Annotated in this window: 14 protein-coding genes; 6 read left to right on the plus strand and 8 right to left on the minus strand. The window is 58.4% G+C overall.

Going from position 1 to position 21,158, the window contains the following annotated elements; translation table 11 throughout:
- Positions 1-6: 6 nt before the first annotated feature.
- A complete protein-coding gene (locus AC3WWR_RS14030) occupies positions 7-1,320 on the minus strand; it encodes a C4-dicarboxylate transporter DctA (protein WP_020798670.1) in 1,314 nt (437 codons plus the stop codon).
- Between AC3WWR_RS14030 and AC3WWR_RS14035 the strand changes: the two genes are divergently transcribed.
- Positions 1,319-1,558: a hypothetical protein gene (locus tag AC3WWR_RS14035; RefSeq protein WP_020798671.1), complete on the plus strand. Its 240-nt coding sequence runs from the start codon at positions 1,319-1,321 to the stop codon at positions 1,556-1,558. The genes AC3WWR_RS14030 and AC3WWR_RS14035 overlap by 2 nt on opposite strands.
- Positions 1,559-1,680: 122 nt before the next feature.
- Here the strand turns inward: AC3WWR_RS14035 and glyA are convergent, their stop codons facing one another.
- Positions 1,681-2,934 carry a serine hydroxymethyltransferase gene (gene glyA, locus AC3WWR_RS14040; RefSeq protein WP_020798669.1) on the minus strand — a complete coding sequence of 418 codons (1,254 nt, stop codon included), beginning with the start codon at positions 2,932-2,934 and terminating at the stop codon, positions 1,681-1,683.
- 251 nt (positions 2,935-3,185) lie between these two features.
- Positions 3,186-6,974 carry a sensor domain-containing protein gene (locus AC3WWR_RS14045; protein WP_020798668.1) on the minus strand — a complete coding sequence of 1,263 codons (3,789 nt, stop codon included), beginning with the start codon at positions 6,972-6,974 and terminating at the stop codon, positions 3,186-3,188.
- Between the two features lie 345 nt (positions 6,975-7,319).
- Here AC3WWR_RS14045 and ettA point away from each other — a divergent pair, with 345 nt between their 5' ends.
- The 3 genes from ettA to gdhA all read left to right on the plus strand — a co-directional run bounded on the left by ettA (position 7,320) and on the right by gdhA (position 12,350).
- Positions 7,320-8,984 carry an energy-dependent translational throttle protein EttA gene (gene ettA, locus AC3WWR_RS14050; RefSeq protein ID WP_020798667.1) on the plus strand — a complete coding sequence of 555 codons (1,665 nt, stop codon included), beginning with the start codon at positions 7,320-7,322 and terminating at the stop codon, positions 8,982-8,984.
- Positions 8,985-9,303: 319 nt separating this feature from the next.
- Positions 9,304-10,770 (plus strand): fibronectin type III domain-containing protein, encoded by a 1,467-nt coding sequence (locus tag AC3WWR_RS14055; RefSeq protein WP_492598804.1) that lies wholly within the window; start codon positions 9,304-9,306, stop codon positions 10,768-10,770.
- Positions 10,771-11,012: 242 nt separating this feature from the next.
- Positions 11,013-12,350 carry an NADP-specific glutamate dehydrogenase gene (gene gdhA, locus AC3WWR_RS14060; RefSeq protein WP_492598805.1) on the plus strand — a complete coding sequence of 446 codons (1,338 nt, stop codon included), beginning with the start codon at positions 11,013-11,015 and terminating at the stop codon, positions 12,348-12,350.
- On the opposite strand, the gene AC3WWR_RS14065 is transcribed toward gdhA, so the two are convergent.
- The 4 genes from AC3WWR_RS14065 to AC3WWR_RS14080 form a co-directional block, all read right to left on the minus strand.
- Positions 12,347-12,841, minus strand: coding sequence for a GreA/GreB family elongation factor (locus tag AC3WWR_RS14065; protein ID WP_020798664.1), 495 nt, complete (start codon positions 12,839-12,841; stop codon positions 12,347-12,349). The two genes, gdhA and AC3WWR_RS14065, sit on opposite strands and share 4 nt — an antisense overlap.
- Before the next feature lie 70 nt (positions 12,842-12,911).
- Positions 12,912-13,268, minus strand: a complete 357-nt coding sequence (locus AC3WWR_RS14070; protein WP_020798663.1) for a hypothetical protein — start codon at positions 13,266-13,268, stop codon at positions 12,912-12,914.
- A gap of 224 nt (positions 13,269-13,492) precedes the next feature.
- Positions 13,493-15,346, minus strand: coding sequence for an Lnb N-terminal periplasmic domain-containing protein (locus AC3WWR_RS14075; RefSeq protein ID WP_492598806.1), 1,854 nt, complete (start codon positions 15,344-15,346; stop codon positions 13,493-13,495).
- Positions 15,347-15,442: 96 nt separating this feature from the next.
- Positions 15,443-15,931, minus strand: coding sequence for a DUF3015 domain-containing protein (locus AC3WWR_RS14080; protein ID WP_020798660.1), 489 nt, complete (start codon positions 15,929-15,931; stop codon positions 15,443-15,445).
- A 280-nt stretch (positions 15,932-16,211) separates the two neighbouring features.
- Here AC3WWR_RS14080 and AC3WWR_RS14085 point away from each other — a divergent pair, with 280 nt between their 5' ends.
- A complete protein-coding gene (locus tag AC3WWR_RS14085; protein ID WP_020798659.1) occupies positions 16,212-18,650 on the plus strand; it encodes a Lon protease family protein in 2,439 nt (812 codons plus the stop codon).
- Between the two features lie 315 nt (positions 18,651-18,965).
- Entirely contained in the window at positions 18,966-19,307 is a 342-nt protein-coding gene (locus AC3WWR_RS14090) for a PA4575 family protein (protein WP_008058253.1), read from the plus strand.
- Between the two features lie 5 nt (positions 19,308-19,312).
- Here the strand turns inward: AC3WWR_RS14090 and AC3WWR_RS14095 are convergent, their stop codons facing one another.
- Positions 19,313-21,142, minus strand: a complete 1,830-nt coding sequence (locus AC3WWR_RS14095) for a hypothetical protein (protein ID WP_020798657.1) — start codon at positions 21,140-21,142, stop codon at positions 19,313-19,315.
- Positions 21,143-21,158: the final 16 nt, after the last annotated feature.

Genomic DNA, 21,158 nt, shown 5'->3' on the forward strand with positions numbered 1-21,158 from the left:
GTTTGTTCAAAATTCCTGCTGATGGGCCGGGGTCACCGGTTTTCTCGGCTGGAAGGTATAACCCACCTGGCCGGAAAGCACCTTGTTCGCCCGCTGCACATCGATGTCCTTTTCCCAGCGAGCAATGGCCACGGTCGCCACGCAATTGCCGATCAGGTTGGTCAGCGCCCGTCCGATGCCCATGAACCAGTCCACTGCCAGCACCAATACCAGGCCCACCACCGGAATCGCCGGAATCGCCGTCAGGGTGGCTGCCAAAATGACCAGCGCCGAACCCGGAATCCCGTGCGCACCCTTGGAGGTGATCAGTGAGACCAGCAGAATCGTTAGCAGGTCGGTCATCGCCAGCGGCGTGCCGGTGGCATTGGCGATGAACACAATGGCCAGGGTCAGGTAGATCGAAAAACCGTCGAGATTGAATGAATACCCTGTTGGAATCACCAGCCCAACCGTCGAGCTGCCGATGCCCAGATGCTCCAGCTTGCGCATGATTTGTGGTAGCACGGCATCGGACGAAGCGGTCCCCATGACGATCAACAGTTCTTCGCGCAGGTACTTGAGCAGCGGCCACATCCGCAGGCCGGACAGGCGCATCACCAGGCCTAGAATCAACGCGACGAAGGCCACGCAGGTCAGGTAGAACAAACCGACCAGGCTACCCAGGTGCTGCAGTGAATCCAGGCCATATTTGCTGGTGGTGAAGGCGATTGCGCCGAACACACCGATCGGCGCCAGTCGCACGATCATGCCCATGATGCGGAAGATCACGTGGCTGAGTTCATTGATCAGTCGCGAGATACCGGAGGCGGCTTCGCCCACCAGATTCAACGCACTGCCAAACAGCACCGAAAACAGCAGCACTTGCAGGATATTGTTGTCTGCGAAGGCACCTATTACAGAGGTCGGGATCAGGTCCATCAGGAACTGCGTGGTGGTGTGCATGTGCTGGCCACGTTGGGCGATATCGCCCATGTCTGCGGCAGAAAGCTGATCCAGATGAATGTTCGCGCCGCTGCCGATTCCAGTAGTGAAGGCGAATACCAGGCCGATCACCAACGCAATGGTGGTGAGGATTTCAAAGTAGATCACTGATTTCAGGCCGATGCGGCCGACCTTCTTAAGGTCGCCGGCACCGCTGATACCGCTAACCACTACGCAGAACACAATCAGGCCGATGAGCATTTTGATCAGCTTGATAAAACCGTCACCAAGGGGTTTGAGCTGAGCGGAATATTCGGGAAGGGTCAGCCCGCAGACGATGCCGAGCACCAGTCCGAGAACCACTTGGAGGAAGATTGAACGCGAGCACCATCTGAGCATGGGAGGAATCCTGGTCGGTGTCCTGGCTGCCGTGCGCGTCGCGCATCAGATTCAGGACTTAATTATTGTGGTCTTACCGGTATGTCCAGTGCAGGCGCAGTCTACGCTGGGTTTTTTCAAGATTACAAGGGGAAATCGTAAAATTGGCATGACCGGTCTGACCAGTTGTGCCGATCCTATTGAAAATCAAAAGATCGCAGCCTTCGGCAGCTCCTACGGAACCTGCGTACACCTGTGATTTCGCGAAATTACGCTACCTCTGTAGGAGCTGCCGAAGGCTGCGATCTTTTGATCTTTATGACGGACAAAAAAAACCGGCCATCTCTGGCCGGTTTTTTTGACCGCGGTTTAGCGGTGCAATTAAGCGCCGTATACCGGCAGCTTCTTGCAGATAGCCTTGACCTTCTCACGAACGGCATCGATCACCGCTTCGTTGTTCAGGTCTGCCAGGATGTCGCAGATCCAGCCGGCCAGTTCCTTGCACTCTGCTTCCTTGAAGCCGCGAGTGGTCACAGCCGGAGTGCCGAAGCGCAGGCCGGAGGTGACGAACGGGGAGCGAGGGTCGTTTGGCACGGAGTTCTTGTTCACGGTGATGAACGCTTTGCCCAGGGCGGCGTCGGCATCTTTACCGGAGATTTCCTGCTTGATCAGCGACAGCAGGAACAGGTGGTTTTCAGTACCGCCGGAAACCACGTCGAAACCGCGCTCGATGAACACGCTGGCCATGGCCTGGGCGTTTTTCACCACTTGTTGCTGGTAAGCCTTGAACTCAGGTTGCAGCGCTTCCTTGAAGCAAATCGCTTTAGCGGCGATCACGTGCTCCAGTGGGCCACCCTGGGCACCCGGGAATACCGCGGAGTTCAGCTTCTTCTCGATGTCGGCGTTGGCGCGAGCCAGGATCAGGCCGCCACGTGGACCGCGCAGGGTCTTGTGGGTGGTGGTGGTCACCACGTCAGCGAATGGCACCGGGTTCGGGTAGACGCCAGCGGCGACCAGACCGGCCACGTGGGCCATGTCGACGAACAGGTAGGCACCCACCTTGTCGGCGATTTCACGGAAGCGTGGGAAGTCGAGGATCTGCGAGTAGGCAGAGAAACCGGCCACGATCATTTTCGGCTTGTGCTCAACGGCCAGGCGCTCGACTTCGTCGTAGTCGATCAGGCCATTGGCGTCGATGCCGTACTGGATGGCGTTGTACAGCTTGCCGGAGGACGAAACACTGGCACCGTGGGTCAGGTGACCACCGTGGGCCAGGCTCATGCCCAGGATGGTGTCGCCAGCCGACAGCAGGGCCAGGTAAACGGCGCTGTTGGCTTGCGAACCGGCGTGCGGTTGAACGTTGGCGTAATCGGCACCGAACAGTTCTTTGGCTCGATCAATTGCAAGCTGCTCGACGATGTCAACGTACTCGCAACCACCGTAGTAGCGCTTGCCCGGGTAGCCTTCGGCGTACTTGTTGGTCAATACCGAGCCTTGAGCTTCCATCACCGCAGGGCTGGTGTAGTTTTCCGAAGCGATCAGCTCAATGTGCTCTTCCTGGCGCTGAGCTTCTTGCTCCATGGCGGCAAAGAGATCGGCGTCGTACTTGGCAATAGTCAAATCACGGCTGAACATGGCGGTCCTCAAGGATCGGGGGCGGAAAAGGGGGGCATTCTAACCCAATGGCTTTTGGAAGGCATATGAAACGACATCATGTCGCAGACAAGTGGGCTTCATGACGGGATCAGCGGTGAATGGGCCGGCCTCTTCGCGAGCAGGCTCGCTCCCACAGTGGATCTTGAGCGTTCAATAATTTTGTGTACACCCAAGAAACCCTGTGGGAGCGAGCCTGCTCGCGAAGGGACCGCCCGCGTCACCACACAATGTCAGTCGAACATGAAGAGGGCATCATTGCTGAACTGCCCTTCAAAGGTGTGGGCCGGCATCGGCCGGCCAAACAGGTAACCCTGGACCTCATCGCAACCGTGTTCACGCAGGAAGTCCAGTTGCTCCTGGGTTTCCACGCCCTCGGCGATCACCGCCAGGTTAAGGCTGTGGGCCATGGCGATGATCGCCCGGGCGATCTGCGCATCCTGTTCACCCGATGGCAGGCCGTCGACAAAGGTGCGGTCGATCTTCAGTACATCGATCGGGAACTGCTTGAGGTAGTTGAGCGATGAGTAGCCCGTGCCGAAGTCGTCGACCGCGATGCTCAGGCCAAGGTTTTTCAACCCGGCGAGAATCTGCATGGCTTCGCTGACTTCGCGCATCAGGATACTTTCGGTCAGTTCCAGTTCCAGGCACGCCGGCGGCAGGCCGGTTTCCTTCAGGATGTTGGCGATCCGCGTGCCAAGCTGGCCGTCGGAGAATTGCCGGGCGGAGATGTTCACCGACACCTTCGGCACGCGCACCTTGGCCTGATGCCAGGTCTTGAGCTGGCGGCAAGCCTCGCTGATCACCCAATCCCCGACGTCCACCACCAGTCCGAGTTCTTCAAGCACCGGAATGAAATCTCCCGGCGGTACCAGGCCACGGCGCGGATGACGCCAGCGCAGCAAGGCTTCGGTGCCGGTCAGGCGTTTGCCATCGCCGCTGAACTGCGGTTGGTAGTACAGCACGAATTCGTTTTGTTCCAGGGCATGTCGCAAGTCGCTTTCCAGTTCCAGGCGCTCCAGGGCGCTGGCGTTCATGTCCGCCTGATAGAACTGGAAGTTGTTCTTGCCGCGCTCCTTGGCGTGGTACATCGCGGTGTCGGCGTTCTTCATCAACTGGCTCAGTTCATTGCCGTCCTGCGGACTCAAGGCGATGCCGATACTGGCCGTGACGAAGAACTCACGGCCTTCGAGTACGAAGGGTTTGACCAGGCTGGCGAGGATCTGCTCCGCCACGTGAATCGCCCGCGTCAAGGCGATTTCCCGGTTGGCCCGCGGTTGCAGGAGCAAGGTGAACTCATCGCCGCCCATGCGCGCGACCGTGTCGTCGTCGTCGACGCAACCGAGCAGGCGCGTGGCCATTTCCTTGAGCATGCGATCACCGGCGGCATGGCCCAGGGAGTCGTTGATCGGCTTGAAGCGGTCCAGGTCGAGGAACATCAACACCACCCAGGACTTCTGCCGTTCAGCCGCCTGCAACGCCGTGTGCAGGCGATCCTGGAACAGTGTGCGGTTGGGCAGGTGGGTCAGGGCGTCGTAATAGGCCAGGCGGTGAATCCGTTGTTCACTGGCCTTGCGTTCGCTGATATCGCTGAAGAAACACACGTAGCTGGCCAGGTCGCCTTCGTCGTCCAGAACCGCGGTAATGCCGACCCAGGCCGGATAATGCTCGCCATTGCGCCGACGCAGCCACACTTCGCCTTCCCAGGTGCTGTGCTGGTTCAGTTGCTTGAGCACGTAGCGCAAATGAGCTTCCTGCTGCTCATCGACGGTGAGCATGTTGGGCAACTGGTCGAGTACCTGTTCCACGGCATAACCGCTGACACGGCTGAAGGCTTCATTGGCCTGGACGATATAACCGGCCGGGTCGGTGATGAGGATCGCCGAGGTCGAGTGTTCGAATACCGTGGCGGCCATGCGCAGGTCTTTCTCGGCCCGGCGTTGCTGGCTGATGTCGCGACCGACGCCCAGCACGCCTTCGAATGCACCGTGTTCGTCCCAGACCAGGACCAGTCGCAGCTCGATAGGAATCTTGCGCCCATCGCCGCGCAGGCAGTCGAACAGGAATAGTTGGGTTTGCACCTGGCTGCGCAGAAGGGCCAGCTGTTCAGGTTTATCCAGCGCTTTGCTGACGCGATCCATCAGGCTATAGATGCCACTCAACTGCTGCGGATTGGCAATGGTCGATTGCCAGCCGTTCTGGAAAATCCACTCCACTTCGTAGCCCAGCACCCCCTGCACGGAAGGGCTTACGTAGTTGAGTGCCATGCGGCTGTCGGTGGAAAAAATCACGTCGCTGATGCTTTCGGCGAGCATGCGGTAGCGCTGCTCGCTGTCGCGCAGCGACTCGCTGGCCTCGATCTGTTCGGTTACGTCCTTGGCCACGCCGATGATGCGGGTGACCTGGTCGTGCTTGTCCCGTGCCAGTGCCTGCTCGCGAATGTCGAAACGCCGCCATTGCCCGTCACGGTGGCGAAAGCGCAACTGGCATTGCATCAATTGGCTGTAGCCGCCTTGCCGCTGGGTCTGGCGCGACCTGTGGTAGTAATCGGCATCGTCGGGATGCAGGAGGATTTCCCAGAAGTACTCGCCCATCTGCTGCAGTTCGGTGCGGTTGTAGCCCAGCGTTTGGCCCAGATGGTGGTTGCTGAAGATCATTCGCTGGCTGATCACGTCTTGCACGTAAAGGTGATCGGGCACGGTCCGCACGACGTCAGACCAGAAACGTTCGCGCTCCTGCTGCGACAGCTCGATGAGCTTGCGGCTGGTGATATCGGTGATACTCAGGATCACCGCCTTGAAGTCGTCAGGGTTCTGCGGCAGACGCAACACCAGCCACAGATGCTGGTCACGACCCGAGGCGTCCTGGAGTTTGATTTCCAGTTCGAGCTGTTGCTGTTGCCTGTGCACCGCTTCGAGCACCTGATTGCCGATGGCACTGCCCTCTACAGGATTGCCATCGATCAACAGTCTCCAGACGTGTTCACAGGTATCGACGTTAAGCAGCTGTAGGGCGACCTGATTGACTTCGGTAATGCGCAGCTCCTGCAACAGCTGCCGGCGCTGTTGCGCAACCGCCAGCCATGCTTGCAGTTGCTCGTCGCTCAGCAGCTGGGCCTTGTCAAACACGCTCCGCAGGCCAGACATGTCGAGTACGCACAATGCCACGCCGGAGCCTTCGAAAATTTCCTGGTAGCGTCGGCGACCTTCGTGCAGCTGGCGCTGCCGACGGCGCATGTTTAGCAGGACGATGAACGGCAGCATGGAAAAAGCCAGGCATAGCAGGCATTTGCCAATGAAAGCCGGCAGCAGTTCTTCGAGCACTCGCTGGCGATCGAACAGTCCACGTAGTTGCCAGTCGCTGCTGCTCAGCGCGACGGTCAGCACGCTGTTGGCCACATCGTCCTGGGTCAAGGTGCCTGGGTTGACCTGCGGCAATGCCTCGTCGCGGCTGAGGATCTGGTGATTGAAGCGATTTTCCACCAGCCACAGCGGGGCAGTGCCCGTTTCGTTCAGATGGGTCAGTGAGGTGAAAAACGTCGGCTTGAAGCGCAAGGCCCAATAGCCGCGATTGCTGCCGCTGGCTTGATGTAGCAGCAGATACACCCGCGAGCCGTCGATGGCGTTGCTGTAGTAGTGGGGTTGGGCGCGACTGCGTCGGACCAGCTCTCCCAGATAGTCTGCATCGTCGCTGGTGCCGGCCGTGTCACTGAGGATTCTTCCCGAAGGGCTGAGCAGTGCCAGGCTCGAAAGCTCCGGCAAGGACTTTTGCAGTTTGCGCAGCAGGTCCTGCAGCTCGTCAGCTCTTTGCGGCTGCTCGACAATCGGTAGCAGGTTGAGGGCGATCTGGGCGTTGAGCGCCATGTTCAGGCTGACTTGTGCGGCCTGGTCGGCGGTGTGGTCGATGGTCGCCTGGCGTTGGATCTTCTGGGTTTCCCGAAGCTGATCGAGCAGTTGCCAGCACAACAAGGCGAGCAGCAGCAACACGAGCATCGCCATAGCGCCCTTGAGTGTGCCGTGCATGGGCGAGCCGGGTGCAACAGTCGGTGCACGGGGGATCAGGGACGGAGGGACACTGGACAAACTGTAATCCTGCGGTTTGGCTGGACTGGCGCGACGTGCACTATAAGTCGGACGCCCGAAGGGCGGCTAGCATGCCTTGAGTTGTGGCGAAGTGCCAGTCCCGCTCGGCTGGACTGCCATCTGTCATTAAGGTAGCTTTGCCGGTTACGCGGGAGCGTTCCAGCTCCTAGAATCAGACTTTTTTCAGCGCCAGCGCATTGACCTCGTCAAGCGTACGTCGCGCATGGTCTGGCCGGGCATCGCCTGCGCTCTATTCATTCATCAGTCACTGACCCTAGGTTCTCCATGGCTCAATACGTATTCACCATGCATCGGCTGGGTAAAGTTGTTCCGCCGAAGCGGGAAATCCTGAAAAACATCTCCTTGTCGTTCTTCCCGGGCGCCAAGATCGGGGTACTCGGCCTCAACGGTTCGGGTAAGTCCACCTTGTTGAAAATCATGGCTGGCGTCGACACCGAGTTCGACGGCGAAGCCCGTCCGATGCCGGACCTGAACATCGGTTATCTGCCGCAAGAACCGCAACTGGACCCGACCAAGACCGTGCGTGAAGTGGTCGAGGAAGCGGTCAGCGTGATCAAGGACGCCCAGGCGCGCCTGGACGAGGTCTACGCGGCCTACGCCGACCCGGATGCCGACTTCGACAAGCTGGCGGCCGAACAGGCCAAGCTCGAAGCCATCCTGCAAGCCAGCGATGGCCATAACCTGGAGCGCCAGCTGGAAGTCGCTGCCGACGCGCTGCGCCTGCCGGCCTGGGACGCAAAAGTAGAACACCTGTCCGGTGGTGAAAAGCGTCGTGTGGCCCTGTGCCGCCTGCTGCTGTCCGCGCCAGACATGCTGCTGCTCGACGAACCGACCAACCACCTGGACGCCGATTCCGTTGCGTGGCTGGAGCACTTCCTGCACGACTTCCCGGGCACCGTGGTCGCGATCACGCACGACCGTTACTTCCTGGACAACGTCGCTGGCTGGATCCTGGAACTCGACCGCGGCGCGGGTATTCCATACGAGGGTAACTATTCGGGTTGGCTGGAAGCCAAGTCCGATCGTCTGGCCCAGGAATCCAAGCAGCAGTCTGCTCACGAAAAAGCCATGAAGGAAGAACTGGAGTGGGTGCGCAAAGGCGCCAAGGCCCGCCAGTCGAAATCCAAGGCACGTCTGCAACGCTTCGAGGAAATGCAATCGCAGGAATTCCAGAAGCGCAGCGAAACCAACGAGATCTACATCCCGGCGGGTCCACGCCTGGGCGACAAGGTCATCGAGTTCAAGAACGTCACCAAGGGCTACGGCGATCGCGTATTGATCGACAACCTGTCGTTCTCCATGCCTAAAGGCGCCATCGTCGGTGTGATCGGCGGTAACGGTGCCGGTAAGTCGACCCTGTTCCGCATGCTGATGGGCAAGGAAACACCGGATTCGGGCAGCATCGAAGTCGGCGAAACCGTGCAGTTGGCTTGCGTGGACCAGAGCCGCGAAGACCTGGACGGCAGCAAGACCGTGTTCCAGCAAATCTCCGATGGTTCCGACCAGATCCGCATTGGTAACTACGAGATTCCGTCGCGCACCTACGTCGGCCGCTTCAACTTCAAGGGCGGCGACCAGCAGAAGTTCGTCAAGGACCTCTCCGGTGGTGAGCGTGGTCGCTTGCACCTGGCGCTGACCCTGAAAGAGGGCGGCAACGTCCTGCTGCTCGACGAACCGTCCAACGACCTCGACGTCGAAACCCTGCGCTCCCTGGAAGAAGCCCTGCTCGACTTCCCGGGCGCCGCCATTGTGATCTCTCACGATCGGTGGTTCCTTGACCGCGTCGCGACTCACATCCTGGCGTACGAAGATGACTCGCAAGCGGTGTTCTTCGAAGGCAACTACACCGAGTACGAAGCCGACCGCAAAAAGCGTCTTGGCGAAGCCGCTGCCCAACCACATCGGGTACGGCACAAAAAACTGGCCTGATTTCGGGTTGGTGGTTTGAAAAAAAAGCGGTGCCTTCGGGCCAATGCCAGTCAGTCATGCTGACTGGCATTTTTTATTTCTGACGGGAGGCTTTTAACGCTTGAATCAGATCCCTTCTGGCATCCTCCGGTAGTAGATTGAGCGCAAAACGCGGCAGTGCATTGATTATAAGTCGGTGCGATGTTAGGTATTGAAAGTAGCCGGAAAAAAGCCTTTTAGAGATTGCAACCTAGTAGTTCTGCTAGTGGTGGGCGTGAAATTACTGTTTATACTCGCATATGTGGTTTAACACTAATTCGCTTTCTCTCCGGTGATTATAATGAGAATTTCAAATTTACCTTTGCTTCCTAAAGCAAGTCCGATTCCTGATCCTTTGATTAAGATCCAGGCTTCTAATATTACTGCTACGACATGTCGGATAAGCTGGCAGGTGTATGGGTACTGGGAAGGTGTTTACTTATATAAAGGCAGTACTCGTGTGGGCCAGTATAGTGGCGGAGGGTCTTATGAATTTACCGGGCTGACATCCAAGACGCCTTATGTTTTTTCTGTGCATCCTAAAACGCATGGTCCGGGCAGCCCTGAAGGTGAAAGTGTGCCTGTTACCACCGCCAGGCACAAACCGAGTCCTCCGTCATTTCTTGAGGCTTTCAATCAAACTTCGTCTGAGGTTAGTTTGTTCTGGGGGGACGGTGCAGTCGACGGCGGTGAGCCACGCTATGAACTAAGGCGTGATAATGATTTGATGGAAGTGCCACGCCATCCTCCTTATAAAGATACCACTCCAGAGCAAGGGCGAGTTCATAAATACTGCATGCGTACGTATGATGAGGAATTTAACTTTTCCGATCCCATTTGTGTCGATGTCGAGTTCGAAGACTTTACCGCACCGACAGTGCCTACTGATCTGAGAACCACCAATTTAGGGCTTATCTTCAGTTGGGATGAATCCAGTGACAGCTCAGGGCATGTTACCTATCGGGTCGATCAGGGAGTTGATCATAAATTAGGGGAAACTATAAATACTGAGTTTGCTATTGCCGGTCTGGTTCCAGGTCAACGCTACGAGTTTGGTGTAACTGCGTTCGATCCTACGGGCAATGAATCAAATCGGGTTTTTGTTCAATACCCCAAGGTTGGTATTCCATTTAACGTTGGGGAAGTTAATTTTCCTGCAAAAAACCAACTTTCAGGATTTTCAGCTTCCGTAGGGTCTCGATTCACGCCAACGCCTCCGACCTATTTTAAGCCTTTTAATCACACGGCGAGTCAGGTTTCATTTTATTGGTACGGCGGTGAAGTAGAAACTGGTGTGCCTCGATATGAACTGCGTCGAGATGGCCAGCTCCTCGAGGTACCAATTTCGCCCCCCTTTACCGATACAGATCCACAGGAAGGACGAGAGCACGTTTACTGCATTCGAACTTACGATGAGTCATCTCGCTACTCGGAGCCTGTTTGTGTCAAGGTTAGTTTTCCGGACTTTACCTCGCCTACAGACCCCTCGAATCTTCGAACCACTGATCTTGGCCTAACCTTGACGTGGGAGCCGTCGTATGACAGCTCTGGCAATATTACTTATATCGTCGAACAGGGCGGTATAGAGTCGGGGCGTACGAGAGAGACCGAATTTGCTGTTACCGGGCTGGAACCAGGTACGCGATATACGTTTAGCGTAAGGGCGGTGGATGGTTCCGGGCATGAGTCAGATCGCGTATCTGTTCAATATCCTGCACTGGGTATTCCTCTTCCGGGGAAACGTGGCGGTTCGGCCCTATTGGCTTGACCTCTTCAACCAAGCCCTGATGCTGGCGCATCAGGGCTTTTATGTGCAGGGTGCATGCTGGTGCAAGCCCTGCGGATGAGGTCCCCTTTATGGTGCATGAGGTGCTCAAAAATCAATTATTTTATATCCTGAGCACCATTTAATTTCATAAATGCGACATTCTGCTCTATTCCTGTGCGCGTTTCGTTTGTTAAAGTCCGGCCCAATTTCTTCCAACGACAATAATTTGCCGAGACTTTTCCATGATCGAATCCGTCGAATCCTTCCTTGCCCGGCTTAAAAAACGCGACCCGGACCAGCCTGAATTCCACCAGGCCGTCGAGGAAGTCTTGCGTAGCCTGTGGCCCTTTCTCGAAGCCAATCCGCATTACCTGACCTCAGGCATCCTGGAGCGCATGTGCGAGCCGGAGCGAGCTATCGTGTTCCGCGTGTCCTGGGTCAACGATCACGGCAAGGTGCAGGTCAATCGCGGTTTCCGTATCCAGATGAACAGCGCCATTGGCCCGTACAAAGGCGGCCTGCGTTTCCATCCGTCGGTGAATCTGGGCGTCTTGAAGTTCCTGGCCTTCGAGCAGACCTTCAAGAACTCGTTGACGTCGTTGCCCATGGGTGGCGGCAAAGGCGGTTCCGATTTCGACCCCAAAGGCAAAAGCGACGCCGAAGTCATGCGCTTCTGCCAGGCCTTCATGAGTGAGCTGTATCGCCACATTGGCGCCGATGTCGACGTGCCGGCCGGCGATATCGGCGTCGGTGCCCGCGAGATCGGCTTCCTGTTCGGTCAGTACAAGCGCCTTAGCAACCAGTTCACCAGCGTGTTGACCGGCAAGGGTCCGAGCTATGGCGGCAGCCTGATTCGCCCTGAGGCCACCGGGTTCGGTTGCGTGTACTTCGCCGAGGAAATGCTCAAGCGTCGCGGTGAAACCGTCGAAGGCAAACGTGTGGCGATCTCGGGTTCTGGCAACGTTGCGCAGTACGCGGCGCGCAAGGTCATGGACCTGGGCGGCAAGGTTATTTCGCTGTCTGACTCCGAAGGCACGCTGTACTGCGAGAGCGGGCTGACCGAAGAGCAGTGGCAGGCGCTGCTTGAGCTGAAGAACGTGCAGCGCGGACGCATCAGCGAACTGGCGGGTCGATTTGGCCTGGAGTTCCTGGCTGGCCAGCACCCATGGGGGCTGAGCTGCGACATCGCGCTGCCGTGCGCCACGCAAAACGAACTGGATGCCGAGGCGGCACAGGCGTTGCTGCGCAATGGCTGCTTCTGTGTGGCGGAAGGGGCGAACATGCCGACCACCCTCGAAGCCGTGGACCTGTTTATCGAAGCAGGCATCCTGTTCGCGCCGGGCAAGGCGTCCAATGCCGGTGGTGTTGCTGTCAGCGGTCTGGAGATGTCGCAGAACGCCATGCGTTTGCTATGGACCGGCGGTGAGGTGGACAGCAAGCTGCACGCCATCATGCAGTCGATCCATCACGCTTGCGTGCATTACGGTGAGGAGAATGGCCAGGTCAACTACGTCAAGGGCGCGAACATCGCCGGTTTTGTCAAAGTCGCCGACGCGATGCTGGCCCAAGGTGTGGTTTAACCCGGTTCGATACGAATGATCTCGATCGTTTGATCGCCGGCCGGGCGTTGCCACAGCACCTCGTCACCGAGTTGCGCCCCGAGCAGCGCCCGACCCAGCGGTGATGCCCAATTGATCAGGCCATGAGCGGCATCGGCCTGATCTTCGCCCACCAGTTGCACTCGGTGCTCGGCGTCATGTTCATCGGCGTAGGTCACTCGGCTGCCGATCTGCACTTTTTCGGTGGACGTGGCGACTGGTACGACCTGGGCGCTGCCCAGGCGTTGCTTGAAGTAACGCAGGTCGCGCTCCAGGTCGGCCAGGCGCTGCTTGTCGGCCTGATCGCCCTCCGCAGACTGCGCGGCGTGCAGGGCTTGCAGTTCGCCAACCTTGGCCTGCAGCAGTTTCAGGCCCTGTGGTGTGACGTAGTTGGGCTGCGCGCTGACCTGCCGTTCGACTGGCTGATCGGCTTGCGCAGCGGCGTTATCTTCATTGACGAATGCCCGGCTCATGGTTTTCTCCCGTTATAGGGTTTGGGCCATGCTCGCAGGCATTTGGTTGCACAGGATGTCTGAAAGCGACTCATGGCGAGCGATAGGCTCGAGCGGCATCCTGATCCTTCTGTTGCTCCCAGGCTTTGTCCCGTTCATTGAGGTGACTGTTGCGATAGCTCTCACGATCCTCGTTTTCGCGCATGGCCTGACACTGACGGAAACCATCGCTCCAGCCTTCGGCGTAATTCTTGTCCTTCAGGTAGCGCGGGACGTTTTTTCGAAACTCGCCGGTGATGGCCCCGGCGGCCTGTCGACCACTGCTGCACCCATCATCGAACCCGTCGGCGAATGCCGGTGGATAACCCTTGGCGATCAGATCTTCGTGGGTTGTCTGGCAACCAGCGATCAACATCAACAAACTCAACACACCTGCGCAACGCCACATCTCGGACTCCCGGGGCCGTTTAACGGCCTATAAGGGGAGTCTAGGTGCGGGTTCGTCAGGTGTTTGTGGAAGGCCTGTGAAAAATCCATTCAACACCACAACCCCCACCCCCCTGTGGGAGCGAGCCTGCTCGCGAAGGCGGTGGATCAGCCGCCATCGATGTCGGCAGACAGTGCGCATTCGCGAGCAGGCTCGCTCCCACAGGGTGGATCGGTGCATTTTGGTCAGTAGTGATACCACTTCACCTCTAGCATCACTTCATTCTCAGGCGTGGCCAGGTGGCTGAACTCGCGCTGGGCGCTCAGGCGCAAACCGAGGTTGCGCGACAATTCCCACTGCTGGTTCAGGCTCAGGCTACGGCGCACTTCGCCATTGGTGAAGAAATCGCCTTTTGCCTCCAGGCTCAGATTGCCCAGCGGGTTTTTCCACAGCAGGCCGGTGTTGAAACCTGCTGCCGGCGATATGAATTCGGCGAAGTCATTATTGTGCTCCACGCGCACGGTACCCAGGGCGAACCCCAGCATGTCGTCGCCCAGTTGCCAGGTTCCGCCGCCGCCGCCATTGACGTGGCTGACCAGGGTTTCATCGTCATGCTTGCCCGGCACTCGCTCCAGGCCACCAGTGACCTGCCACGACAACGGTTGCAGCAACTCATTGCGCGGGGTCAGGGAGCGAATGGTCGCCAGGTCCAGTTGCTGCACTTGCCAGTCATTGCCTTCGTACTGGCGCAGTTTCAATTGCAGGATCTCGATCTGTGCGCCGAGGGGGAAGCTTTCGGCGTTGTCATTGAGATCGTGATAGGCCATGCGCAAGCCGTACTCGCCAAAGGCGCGGTTGCCACGGGTGCCCAGACCGGCCTGCCAGGTGCGCGACTCATGGCCGTCCTCGGGCAGGCCAGGCTGCGGGATGTCCAGTTCTGGGGCGGGATTGCGGTTGATCGCCCGCAGCAACTCAAAGCTGCGCTGGGCCCGCTGCGGATCTCGCTCCTGGCCGTTGGCGCGATAGCGTTCCAGGCGGTAGGCCGCATCGATGATCAGCGCCTGGCGGTCACGGGGTTGCGCCTTGAATTCGGGCGTTTGCAATTGATTCTGGTCGGCGCTGACCTTCAGTACCCACTGTTGTTCTTCATCGGTCAGTGTCTCGGCTCGGCTCAGCAATTCCCGTTCGCGAGACGGACGATACTGGATGGACTCCACCAGCCCGGCCTCTTTTACGGCCTTGACGGTGTCGGTGGGAATGGCTGTCAGTGGGAATTGCTCGGTCAGGCGCAGACTCGGACGCGCGACTTGCAGCAGTTCCAGCAGGCGATAGGAGCAGTTTTCGTCGAAGAAGAAATAGTCGAACTGAATCTGTTTCAGTTCCCAGACGTGCTCGACCATGCGCGCCGTTTCCTGCTGGGTCAGGTTCAGGCGGTACTCCCACAAGTCACGGTTTTCGAGACTGCGGTATTCCGAGAGCTTTTCCTGGTAAGGCACCAGCGCAAACAGCCCCGGATAGCCCCCCATCAAGCCTTTCCAGGCGTACAGGATGCTGTTGTCGGAACCCTCGATGTAGGCGCCGAAGTTGATCGCGTAACTGAGCAGCGAGGTCTTGTCGCTTTGCACGTCGGCCTGATCGATGCGCAGCAATGTGTGGCCGAACATCGATGACGGGCTGTTCAGGTAGGCCGCCGGGAAGATCATCACCGCGCTGTGGGGCGAAACGTCCTTGAACCATTGATTGAACTCGGCGCAGTCCAAAGCCGGCAGGTCGGTCAGGTTGAGCTGCGCCTTGAGCCAGCGGGTTCGTGCCGGGTAGACGCACTGCGCATGCTGTTCGCCGGAAGTGGCCGGGGCGTACAAGGCTTGCACGGTGGCCTCCAGTTCACGGTCCGGGTGTTCGTTGCCATCGGCGGCAAGAAAAAATTTCTTGTCGCTGACATAGCTACGCCAGCCACCGAGCTTGGCGGTTTCGTAATGGCCCAGGGAGATCCAAAAGGGGTCGTTGGCCAGTTGCTGCAAACGTTGTGGATCGATGTGAGGCGCGGCGGACAGCGGGGCGCAGACACAGAGCGCCAGCCAGGCAAGGCGTTTGAGCATAATCAGCAACTTAAACAGGAAAAAAACAAAGACCCAAGGAGGGGGCAGGTCCAAAAAATAAACCCGCTTCCCGAAAGAAGCGGGGTGCGCTGGAGCTTAAGCCTGAGTGGCGTACTTGGCCAGGCGAGGATCGCTCTTGAGAACGGCCAGGGTGTTGGTATGCACATCTTCCGCGGTCACGTCAGCTTTGCTGAAGATCTGCTGGAAGTGCTCGTGAGTGACGGCGGCGAAGTGCGCACGGTCTTCCGGCGCCACGCCCAGTACTACGGCGTAGGTGGTCAGCGCTTCGCCCTGACCTTTAGCCATGTCTTCGGACAGCTCGTTCATCATGCCATTCATGGCAAACCAGGATTTGCCGCCATAGGTCAGCGACGCGTTGGTCGAGCAACCGTTGGTACCGGAAGTCATACCAAATGTTGCGTTGCCGGAAGTGCCGTTGGTGGTGGATGCCAGGAAGTGAGCCGGGGTACCACGCTGACCTTCGAACAGCATGTTGCCCCAACCGCAATCCGGGCCGCCTGGCGCCTGAGCCATGGCGTTGATGGATACCGCGGTGAAGAGAGTACCAAGAAGAATCCGTTTCATAGCTTTGTTCTCTTTTATGTGCAAACCAATGGACAAGGGTTCTGGCGCCTATCTCGCCAGTGTGGACTGGTTATTAATCCAGTCGCGCAGTTTGGAGTTTAGGCATGATCAAGGGGTTCCGTGATTTTTTGCCAAATATTCGTTGAAAACGCTGATTTGGCGCCGCTCAACGCCGGGCTTTGGCCTTGACTATGCTTTGGCCTTAGGCGCTCCTTGCCAGTCAGGCATGGGCGGCGCCAGAATGCCGCTATCTGCCCCGCCTGATTGTTAAGGAAGCCCGATGCCTGATCCTGTTGCTGCCAGCTTGCGTCTAGCGCCTGAAGCGCTGACCCGTCCGTTTTCCGCTGAACAGTTCAGCTTCTCTACCACCAATGATCTGGAGCCCTTTCGCGGTGTGCTTGGCCAGGAACGTGCGGTCGAAGCCTTGCAGTTCGGTGTGGCCATGCCACGCCCCGGTTACAACGTATTCGTCATGGGCGAGCCTGGCACCGGTCGCTTCTCTTTCGTCAAACGCTACCTGAAAGCCGAAGGCAAACGCCTGCAGACCCCGGCGGACTGGGTCTACGTCAATAATTTCGATGAGCCGCGCGAACCGCGTGCCCTGGAGTTGCCATCGGGCACCGCCGGTGCCTTCATCTGTGATATCAACGGCTTGATCGACAACCTGCTGGCGACCTTTCCGGCGGTGTTCGAGCACCCGTCCTACCAGCAGAAAAAAAGCGCCATCGACCGCGCCTTCAATCAGCGCTATGACAAGGCACTGGATGTGATCGAGCGCCTGGCGCTGGAGAAAGACGTCGCGCTCTATCGCGATGCCAGCAATATCGCATTCACTCCGATGCTTGAAGGCAAGGCGTTGGATGAGGCCGAATTCGCCCAATTGCCGGAAGCCGAGCGCGATCGCTTCCACGATGATATTTCCAACCTCGAAGAGCGCCTGAACGAGGAACTCGCCAGCCTGCCGCAATGGAAGCGCGAGTCGAGCAATCAGCTGCGCCATCTGAACGAAGAAACCATCACCCTGGCCCTGCAGCCTTTGCTGTCGCCGTTGTCGGAGAAATACGCCGAGAACGCGGCGGTGTGCGGGTACCTGCAAGCGATGCAGGTGTATTTGCTCAAGACCGTGGTCGAGCAACTGGTCGACGACAGCAAGACCGATGCAGTCGCCCGCAAGCTGCTGGAGGAGCAATACGCGCCGAGCCTGGTGGTCGGGCATTCCGCCAGTGGTGGTGCCCCTGTGGTGTTCGAGCCGCATCCGACCTACGAGAACCTGTTCGGCCGCATCGAATACAGCACCGACCAGGGCGCGCTCTATACCACGTATCGGCAGCTGCGGCCGGGTGCGCTGCACCGGGCCAACGGCGGTTTCCTGATCCTCGAAGCGGATAAAATGCTCAGCGAGCCGTTCGTGTGGGATGCGCTGAAGCGCGCCCTGCAATCGCGCAAACTGAAAATGGAATCGCCACTGGGCGAGATGGGTCGTTTCGCAACCGTCACCCTGACGCCGCAGCACATTCCATTGCAGGTCAAAGTCGTCATCATCGGGGCTCGCCAGCTCTACTACACGCTGCAGGACCTCGATCCGGACTTCCAGGAGATGTTTCGCGTCCTGGTGGATTTCGATGAAGACATTCCGATGGTCGACGAGAGCCTGGAACAGTTCGCCCAGTTGCTCAAGACCCGTACTTCCGAGGAGGGCATGGCGCCGTTGACCGCCGATGCGGTGGCGCGCCTGGCAACCTACAGCGCACGCCTGGCCGAGCATCAGGGGCGGTTGTCGGCACGCATCGGTGATCTGTTCCAGCTGGTCAGCGAGGCGGATTTCATTCGTCACCTGGCCTCGGATGAAATGACCGATGCCGGTCACATCGAGCGGGCACTCAAGGCCAAGGCCACCCGTACTGGACGTGTGTCGGCGCGCATTCTCGATGACATGCTGGCGGGGATCATCCTGATCGACACCGCGGGCGCCGCGGTCGGCAAGTGCAACGGCCTGACGGTGCTGGAAGTCGGCGACTCGGCCTTCGGTGTACCGGCGCGGATCTCCGCCACGGTGTATCCCGGTGGCAGCGGTATCGTCGACATCGAGCGTGAGGTCAACCTCGGTCAGCCCATCCACTCCAAAGGGGTGATGATTCTCACCGGTTACCTGGGCAGCCGTTACGCCCAGGAGTTTCCGCTGGCGATCTCCGCGAGCATTGCGCTGGAGCAGTCCTATGGCTACGTCGATGGTGACAGTGCTTCCCTGGGCGAGGCGTGCACCCTGATCTCGGCCTTGTCGAAAACCCCGCTCAAGCAGTGCTTTGCGATTACCGGCTCGATCAACCAGTTCGGTGAAGTGCAGGCCGTGGGCGGCGTCAACGAGAAAATCGAGGGGTTCTTCCGTCTCTGTGAAGCGCGCGGACTGACGGGCGAACAGGGAGCAATCATTCCCCATGCCAACGTTGCCACGCTGATGCTTGACGAGAAAGTGCTGGCCGCTGTGCGCGCCGGTCAGTTCCACGTCTACGCCGTGCGTCAGGCCGACGAGGCGCTGAGCCTGCTGGTGGGTGAGCCGGCGGGCGAGCCGGATGAAAATGGCGAGTTCCCTGAAGGTAGCGTCAACGCACGGGTGGTGGAGCGCTTGCGGGTGATCGCGGAGATGATCAGCGAAGATGACCTGAAAGAGGCAGAGAAGGAAATGGCTGTGGAGGCGCTGGTGGAGGCCAAGCCGGCCTGACAAAAACCTGAGCTTCACCCCGATCCACTGTGGGAGCGAGCCTGCTCGCGAAGACGGATTTTCATTCAGCATTGATGTTGGATGATCGTCCGCTTTCGCGAGCAGGCTCGCTCCCACATTTGCTTGTGAATCGCAATAAAGTGCCATCACTCTGGCGCCAATATTCACACAGTGACCATTCGGCGCCTTCTGGTCTTACTTGACGTACTAGTCAAACTTTTCCTCTATTCTCTGCTCAAGGATATCGACAGTATCACTGGATCGAGACAGCCTCCCCGTGGAGGCTGAATACCGGATTTACCGAGGGTCGCCGCCATGCCGCGCAACCTCTGCCTCACTCGTCAATGTCTAGGTCTTGTGACTCGTATCGAATGCGCCATCCGCCCCCTGGCGGGCGATACGGGGATGTGGACCTTACTCTTCGCCGCCGGAATGGCCGGTGAACAACCTTCAGCCATCAAAGCCCAAGGCCCGTTCCATGGCCCTTTTGTGGCTGAGTCCATCCTCGATACCATCGTTGAAAGCCTGACCCTGCACGGCTATGAACTGGCCGATGACCCGCAGATCTGGTGCCTGCATCTGCAAGCCCAGTTGCGGGAAATCAACGGTGGTCGTTGTCGTAGCGTGGGTGGTTTCGAGTTCCGGCCCGAGCACTGACAGCGCTATTGGGCCTGGCTGGACATGTCAGCCTTGTCGAGCTTGACCTCAAAACCATATTGCACGGTGGCGAGGTCAGTTCGTTGATAGGTTTCCAGGCGCGTGGGTTGACCGTAGAAGTAATGCACGGCGAATAACGCGGGGCCTTCTGTGCTCGCGTCATGGCTGACCGCAAGAATTTCCTTCAGGTAATTGCCGCTGTCATCCTTGGCAAAAAAACGCCAGTCCGGATCGGGAAACACTTTCGAATCCACCACCAGCGCATTGCCCTTGAGTTCAAGACCCTTGGGCAATTGATGGGCATCGAACGTCTGCTTTTCGACAGTGGCCAGAAACAGCGGGATGGAGCCAACCACAAAGGCGGGTGTCTGTGGAAACAGGTTCAGGTCGTAGGTGATCGTGCCGCCCAGGGGGTCGACCTCATACGCCTCTGGTGGCAATTCGATCGACCCATCGCGCTTGCCGCTGCTGTCTTCGGTGAAGAAGCTGACCGGACTATCGCCCGGGTTGAAAGAGCTACCGAGCAATTCATCATTGAAGCTGCGCAGGTGAGTGAACTCGACGCGCGCAGCGCTGGGATCCTCGACCGATTGAGTGATCCTGACGCCTTTTTTCAACTGCTCAGGGGTCAAGGTCGCGCCCTTGAGCCAGGTCGGGGCATTGTCGTCGTAGACTACCACCGGCAAGCTCAGCGGCTGGATGGTTTTCGCCGTGGTATGGCGGTCGAAGCGGCGTACCGGCAGGTCCAGGTCCTTGCGAGTCACCGTAACGCCGGAGAAATCCAGCAGGCTGACTTCAAGGGTTTCGATGGTCCCGTTGAAATACACCTTGGAGTAGTGGCGTTTCTGTTGTTTCTCGAAGGTTCGCTGCTCTTCATTGAGCTGTTTTTCCAGCGACTCGCTCCAGAGTTTCTGTTGCTGCAACTTCGCCAGTTGTTTCTGGTAGAAGGCAATTTGCGCGGCATTCTCATTGATCGAGCCTGAGCGCGACAGAAACTGCCCGGTGGTATCCCTGGCCTGGACAATCAGCGGATTCAACGGTGTTTCGGCGATCTCGGGGGCTGGCGGCTCGCTATTGCTGAACTCGATTTCGGCGTAGTTGTCCCCAAGTTTCACCAAGGTGACGCTCAAATTGTCGTTGGTGCGGGTCTGGCCGATGTCCTTTTTCGTCAGGTCGAAGCTGTAGAGCCGGCGCGGTGCAATGACTTCCACCGTGCCTTGCAGGCTCACCGGTTGTGGCTGATTCTTGATATCGACGTCCAGTCCTTCAATGAACGGATAGGTCACGGTCAGGTCGTCAGGGTTGGTCACGTTGGAGCTCGATGGGCTCAACTGAATGCCCGGGTCGGTTTCCGACCATTCCGGCTGGAAGGCGATAACCCGTTTGTTGCTCAGGGTGACCGACTGCCATTGCAGGCCATGGGGAAACAGAAACGCCGCCGGGATGCTGAAGTTGAAGGGGAACACCGGTTGCAGGTCCGTCAGGTAGTCGGAGCTGGAGTCCTTGTGCAGGACGAAAAGGCCATTGATGTACGTGTCAACCAGGGCCTGTGGCGTTGGGTAGTGCTTGAGCACGGCGAGGGCGTCTTCACCGTATTCGGTTTCCACGGGCTTGCTGTCGAGCTTGAGTTGCGCGCGCTCAAGCAGCAAAAGCGAACCGCCCAGTTCGGCCACCGCATCCTTGAGTTTCGGGTCCTCGATGGCATCCAGGGACTTCTCGAACTGCGCAGTCTTTTCCTCAAGGCTGACCTGCCGTTTCTCGTCGCTGGGCGAGCAGGCGCTGATCAGCAGGGCCATGAAAATCCCGGCACTCGTTAATGGCAATCGCCCATCCATTTCCAGTCTTCCTGTC

This window comes from Pseudomonas sp. EB271-G4-1 (genome assembly GCF_058791355.1).